The organism is Streptomyces sp. NPDC029122, assembly GCF_055569445.1.
The window spans coordinates 190,191-196,342 of record NZ_JBVHWK010000009.1 but is presented as its reverse complement, the minus strand read 5'-3'; the positions used below and the strand labels follow the sequence as shown (position 1 = coordinate 196,342).

At 73.8% G+C, this 6,152-nt stretch carries 5 protein-coding genes; all 5 read left to right on the top strand.

Features of this window, described 5'->3' with window-relative positions:
- The first annotated feature begins 189 nt into the window (after window positions 1-189).
- The 5 genes from ACZ4WZ_RS14115 to lanKC are packed head-to-tail and all read left to right on the top strand — an operon-like array spanning window position 190 to window position 6,140.
- Window positions 190-384: a hypothetical protein gene (locus tag ACZ4WZ_RS14115; RefSeq protein ID WP_467889503.1), complete on the top strand. Its 195-nt coding sequence runs from the start codon at window positions 190-192 to the stop codon at window positions 382-384.
- Window positions 381-1,133, top strand: a complete 753-nt coding sequence (locus ACZ4WZ_RS14110; RefSeq protein ID WP_467889501.1) for an ABC transporter ATP-binding protein — start codon at window positions 381-383, stop codon at window positions 1,131-1,133. Before ACZ4WZ_RS14115 ends, ACZ4WZ_RS14110 begins: the two co-directional genes overlap by 4 nt.
- The gene (locus ACZ4WZ_RS14105) at window positions 1,126-1,869 is read left to right on the top strand and encodes an ABC transporter permease (RefSeq protein WP_467889498.1); all 744 of its coding nucleotides are present in this window, start codon (window positions 1,126-1,128) and stop codon (window positions 1,867-1,869) included. The genes ACZ4WZ_RS14110 and ACZ4WZ_RS14105 overlap by 8 nt, the downstream gene beginning before the upstream one ends.
- Before the next feature lie 14 nt (window positions 1,870-1,883).
- Window positions 1,884-3,566, top strand: coding sequence for a daptide biosynthesis intramembrane metalloprotease (gene mpaP / locus ACZ4WZ_RS14100; protein WP_467889495.1), 1,683 nt, complete (start codon window positions 1,884-1,886; stop codon window positions 3,564-3,566).
- A gap of 39 nt (window positions 3,567-3,605) precedes the next feature.
- Window positions 3,606-6,140 carry a class III lanthionine synthetase LanKC gene (lanKC, locus tag ACZ4WZ_RS14095; RefSeq protein ID WP_467889493.1) on the top strand — a complete coding sequence of 845 codons (2,535 nt, stop codon included), beginning with the start codon at window positions 3,606-3,608 and terminating at the stop codon, window positions 6,138-6,140.
- Window positions 6,141-6,152 lie beyond the last annotated feature (12 nt).

Below are 6,152 nucleotides of genomic sequence, written 5' to 3'. Positions count from 1 at the left end.
CGTCCGTTCGAGGGGGTATATGCGTGTGCTGGGATCCAGCGGTGAGCCGGGGCTCCTGGGGGAAGGGGGAGGGGGGGGGGGGGGGGGGAGGGGGGGGGGGGGGGGGGGGGGGGGGAAAACCCCCCCCCCGCGGGCCCCCGCACCGCATCACGCACCACACGCACGGAGCAGAAGGAAGAGGGAGCCAACATGCCGAAGGAGAACCCCCGCAAGGGGACGAACGGACAGCTGGGGACGACCGCCGCGCTGCTCGCGCTGGCACTGGCCGTCGCCAACGCGCAGCTGACCGGAGCCGCGCTCGTCGCCGTCATGGCGGTCATCGGCCTGGGCCTGGTCGCCTGCGCCGCCAAGGTCGGCGCCAACGTCGCCGCGAGCAAGCGATGAGCGCCGCCGGCGTCGTCCGCGCGTCGGGCCTCACCAAGGAGTTCGGCCGGTTCACCGCCGTGCAGGACGTGACCTTCGAGGTCCGCCCCGGCCGGGTGACCGGACTGCTCGGCCGCAACGGCGCCGGCAAGTCCACCTCCCTGCGCATGCTGCTCGGCCTGGCCCGCCCCACCTCCGGCACCGCCACCGTCTTCGGGCACCCGTACACCGAACTCCCCGACGCGGCCCGCCGCGTCGGCGTCTGCATGGACGGCATCGGCCCCACCCCCGGCGCCTCCGGCCGCCGCGACCTGCGGATCTGGGCCCGTACCCTCGGTGTCTCCGCCGCCCGCGTCGACGCGGTACTGGAACGCGTCGGTCTCACCGACAGCGCCGACCGCGCCGCCAAGGGCTACTCCACCGGCATGCGCCAGCGCCTGGCCCTCGCCACCGCGCTGCTCGCCGACCCCGAACTCCTCATCCTGGACGAGCCGGCCAACGGCCTCGACCCCGACGGCATCCGCTGGCTGCGCGACACCCTGCGCGCCCTGGCCGCCGAGGGCCGCACCGTCCTGGTCTCCAGCCACCTCCTCGCCGAGGTCGAGCAGACCGTCGACGACGTGATCGTCATCCAGCGCACCCTGCGCTTCGCCGGCTCCCTCGCCGAGCTCACCTCCGACGGCGCCGAACGCCTCGAAGACCGCTTCTTCTCGCTGGTGGACGGGGACACCGGGACCGCCGCGCGCACCGAAAGGCCGACCCATGCGTAACGTCCTCGCCGGCGAGTGGATGAAGGCCTGGACGGGCCGCACCTGGCTGATCCTCGCCACCGCAGGGATCTTCATGTCCCTGCTCACCTGCTTCGGGTACGCCTCCACGGGCGACGAGAGCATCGCCCTCGGCAAGGCCACCGCCGCCACCGTCACCGACGACATGGCCCAGGCGTGGATGATGACCTTCCTGATGTCCGCCGTGTTCGGCGCCATCCTCGTCACCCGCGAGTACAACTCCGGCGCCATCGCCCGCTCGGTCCTGCTGAGCGGCGGCCGGCTGCGGCTGCTGTCCGCCAAGGCCCTCGTCGCCACCGCCGCCGGGCTCCTGAACGGCCTCCTCGCCGCCGCCCTCGCCGTGCTGTGCGCCTTCACCCTGCCCGGCCACTTCGGCTACGACGGCGACTGGACCGGCCACACCACCCGCATCGTGCTCGGCGTGATCACCGTGAACGTGCTCGCCGCCCCCTGGGGCGCGCTCCTCGGCTGGATCATCCGCAGCCAGCTCGCCACCGTCATCACCGTCATCGCGCTCACCCTCCTCGTCGAGCCGGGCCTCCAGGAGATCGCCCCGGAGGCGGCCGCCTACCTGCCCACCATCGCGATGAGCTCCGTCTACCTCGACGGCAAGCCCGAACTGCTCTCCGTACCGCTCGCCCTCCTGGTCCTCGCCGGCTGGCTCGCCGCCGCCGGGACCGCCGCCCGCCAGCTGCTGCTCTCCCGCGACGTCATCTAAGGCGTGATCCAGACATGTCCACCAAGACGCTCATCCGGAAGGCGGCCCCCAAGCCGGCCGCCGCCACCACGGACGACTGGGACCCCGCGCTCCTGGAACGCCCGCGCATCGCCGCGAACGTGGAGATCCACGAGCCCATCGAGAGCGGCGCGCCCTGGGTCCTCCAGCGCGGCAACCACCAGCACTTCCGCCTCCAGCCCGACATGGCGCGCCTGGTCCGGGCGATGGACGGATCCCTCGACCACACCGGCCTCGCCGAGGTCCTCGGCCCGCCGTGGACCGCGCAGCACGTCGGGACCGCCGTGCACAAGCTCGCCGAGACCAAGGTCCTCGACGACGGCAAGCCCGCCGAACGCCGAAGCACCTGGTTCCGCTTCGTGCCGCCGATGACGCTCCAGTTCACGGTCGTGCACCCCGAGCGGCTCCTGGCCCGCCTCGCCCCCGTGATCCGCCTGTTCGCCGGGCGGACCTCGGCCGCCGTCGCCGCCCTGTTCGCCCTCGGTGGAGTCCTCGCCCTCGCGCTGATGACACCCGAGGTCGACGCCGCACTCGGCCGGCCGCTCCCCTTCTACGCCTACTTCGGCGTGATGGCCGGGGTGCTCGCCACCACCGCCGTCCACGAGGTCGGCCACGGCGCGGTCCTCACGTACTACGGCGGAAAGCCCAGCCGGATGGGCTTCATGCTCTTCTACATGTCGCCCGCCTTCTTCTGCGACGTCTCCGACGGCTGGCGGCTCTCCCGCAAGGAACAGCGCGTCCGGGTCGCCCTCGCCGGCATCGCGACCCAGACCGTGATCGCCGGGGCCGCCGCCCTGAGCGCCCTGGCCCTCGGCCCCTCGGACCTGCGCGACGCCGTCCTCGTCTTCGCCGTCGCCACCTACACCAGCGGCGTCGTCAACCTGCTGCCCTTCGTGAAGCTCGACGGCTACATCGCCCTCATGAGCCACCTCGACGTGCCGCACCTGCGCGACCGGGCCATGACCGACGCCCGCCGCTTCCTCGCGAAGATCCTCTTCGGCGGCCACGGCTACTCCCGTGAACTCCCCGCCCGTCCCTGGGCGGTGGCCTTCGGCCTGGCCTGCATGACCTTCCCCCTCTACGTCATCGCCGGCGCCCTGGCCCTGTGGTCCGACCTGCTCCAGCGGCTCGGCGCCGTCGGCACCAGCACCGTCCTGATGGTCGTCTGCTACCTCGTCTACCGTCTCGGCCTCGGCTTCAGCCGCCTCGCCGCCGAGGGCCGCACCGCCGGCGCCCCGCTGTGGCGCACGATCGCCGCGGCCGTGCTGCTCACCGGCGCGGCCGGGGCCGCGCTGGTCCTCGTCAAGGCGCCGTACACCCTCGCCGCCGGGTACGTGGCCCACGACCGGGGCCGCGTCGAGCTGGTCCTGCCGGACACCGCCGACCTGTCCTCCGTGCGCCCCGACTCCCCGGTCCGCTTCTACCGGGCCGGGCTGATGACCCGCGAGCAGACCGGCACCGCGAGCGTCGCCGCGCTGACCCGCACCGAGGCCACCGCACCCATGTCGGCGTTCTTCCCGGTGGCCGCGACCCCGGTGCGGATGCCCGTCGTCAGCCTCCCCCTGACCGTCGGCCACGCCCCCGCCGACCGCGTCGGAGCGGCGCAGGTCGACCTCGGCCGGCTCCCGCTGGGCGAGTGGCTGTACACGAAGTACGTCGCCCCGCTCTGGCGCCGGTAGCCGCCGCCCCTCCACCCACCGTCACGAACGGAGAGCACCATGGATCTTCGCTACATGAACTACTGCCAGCCCGGCAATCCGTTCTACGACGTACCGGCCACCGCCGCCGACGACGCCAGCGCCTTCCCGGCGGTGACCGGCCCCCTCCCGGAGGGCTGGACCCGCACCGACAACACGCACTGGCTGCTGATGACCCCTCCCGGCACCCGGCTGCCCGGCCAGGGCTGGAAGATCCACGTGTCGGCCACCCTCGAGAACGCCGACCGCCTCCTCGGCCTGGTCTGGGACTTCTGCGTCGCCGAGCGGGTCACCTTCAAGTTCATCCGCAGCGCCGGCATCCTCAAGATGCGCAACAGCAAGTACGGGGACCGCGGCAGCAGCGGCAAGTTCTTCACCGTCTACCCGGTCGACGAGGCGCAGCTGGAGCGGATCCTCCACGGCCTCGGCGACCTCCTCGACGGCGAGAGCGGTCCCACCATCCTCAGCGACCTGCGCTGGCGCTCCGGCCCGCTGTACGTGCGCTACGGAGGCTTCGTCTCCCGCCTGGGCCGCTCCGAGACGGGCGAGCTCGTGCACTGCATCGAGGACCCGGAGGGCCGTCTGGTGCCCGACGTGCGCGGCCCGTCCTTCCGGCCCCCGTCCTGGGTGGAACTGCCCGCCTTCCTCGGGGAAGCGCTCGCCGCCCGCAACGCGGCCACCCTCCAGGACTTCCCGTTCCGCGCCACGAAGGCCCTGCACTTCTCCAACGGCGGCGGCGTCTACGAGGCCACCGACATCCGCGACGGCGGCCGCGTCCTGCTGAAGGAGGCCCGCCCGCTCGCCGGCCTCGACGAGGAGGGCGCCGACGCCGTGGCCCGGCTGGAGCGCGAGCACTGGGCGCTGGACAGGCTCGCCGGACTGGACTGCATCCCGCCGGTCGTGGACTACCGCAAGGGCAACGAGCACTGGTTCCTGGCCCGCGAGTACGTCGACGGCAAGCCGCTCGCCCGGGAGCTCCTCAGCCGCAACCCGCTCGTCAACGACGACCGCACCGAAGGCGCGTACGCCGCGTACGCGGACTGGGCGCTGAGGATCGTCGACCAGGTGGAGCGGGGTGTCGAGGCCATGCACGCGAAGGGCGTCGTCTTCGGCGACCTGCACCCCAACAACATCCTGGTCCGCCCCGACGACACCGTCTCCTTCATCGACCTGGAGACCGCCACCCCGGCCGAGGCGGAATCCGCCCAGGCCATCGGAGCCCCCGGCTTCCGCGCGCCCGCCGGCTACAAGGGCACCGCCGTCGACCGGTACGCCCTCGGCTGCATCCGGATCGGCGTGTTCCTGCCGCTGACGGTCATGGCCACCTGGTCCCCGGCCAAGGTGGACCAGCTGATCGGCCTGGTCACCGAGCACTTCCCGGTGCCCGACGGCTTCGCCGGGCAGGTCATGGCCGACCTCGGACCCGACCCGCACCCCGGGCAGCTCCCCGACACCGGCCCCGCCCCCCTGTGGACCGCGCCCACCCCCGCCGACTGGCCCGGGCTGCGCGCCACCCTTGCCGAGGACCTGCTCGCCAGCGCCACCCCGCAGCGCGAGGACCGGCTATTCCCCGGCGACGTCGAGCAGTTCTCCGTGCCCGGCGGCGGCGCCACCTTCGCCTACGGCGCGGCCGGAGTGCTGTGGACCCTCGCCGAGCTGGGCTTCGCCCCCGCCGACGAGCACGTGGCCTGGCTGACGGACGCCACCGCCCGCACCGCCGACATGGGCCCCGGCTTCTACGACGGGCTGAGCGGCGTCGCCTACGCCCTGGACCGGCTCGGCCGCGCCGACGAGGCCGCCGCCGTCCTGGGCCGGGTCTCCCGCGCACCGCTGGAGGACGTCGACCACGGCCTCTTCGGGGGGCTCGCCGGGATCGGCCTGACCCAGCTGCACTTCGGGAACACCGACGAGGCCGCCCGGATCGCCGCGCTCATCGCCGACCAGGGGCCGGGCGGGGGCCCGGGCCGCCCCCGACCCGGTCTGCTGCGCGGCGCGTCGGGCGGGGCGCTGCTGATGCTCCGGCTGCACGAAGCCACCGACGACCCGAAGTACCTGCACGTGGCGGGCGAGTTGATGCGCCACGACCTCGCGGAGGCGGGCTGGTCCGAGGACACCGACCCGGCCGGCTCCGAGGACGCCGCCTGGAAGGTGCCGTTCCTGGCCTTCGGCGGCGCCGGCCTCGGCATGGTGCTCCACGAGGTGGCACGCCTGCTGCCCGACCCGGAGTTCACCCGGGCGAGGGACGCGCTGCGCGCGCAGGCCGGCCCGTCCTTCATGCTCAACGCCGGGCTCCTCCACGGCCGGGCCGGGGCCCTGCTCGCCCTGCGCCACCTGCACGACGGCTCCGCCGCCACCGACCGGGCCGTCCAGCGCCACCTGGAGACCCTGGGCTGGCACGCGGTGCGCTGCGACGGCCACCTGGCCTTCTTCGGCGACCACACGCTGCGCCTGTCCGCCGACCTGGCGACGGGTTCGGCCGGTGTTCTCCTCGCGGTGGAGGCCGCGCTGGGCGATGCTGGCCCCGGCCTGCCGTTCCTCGCGCCGGGCCGCCGATGACCTGCCAGGAGG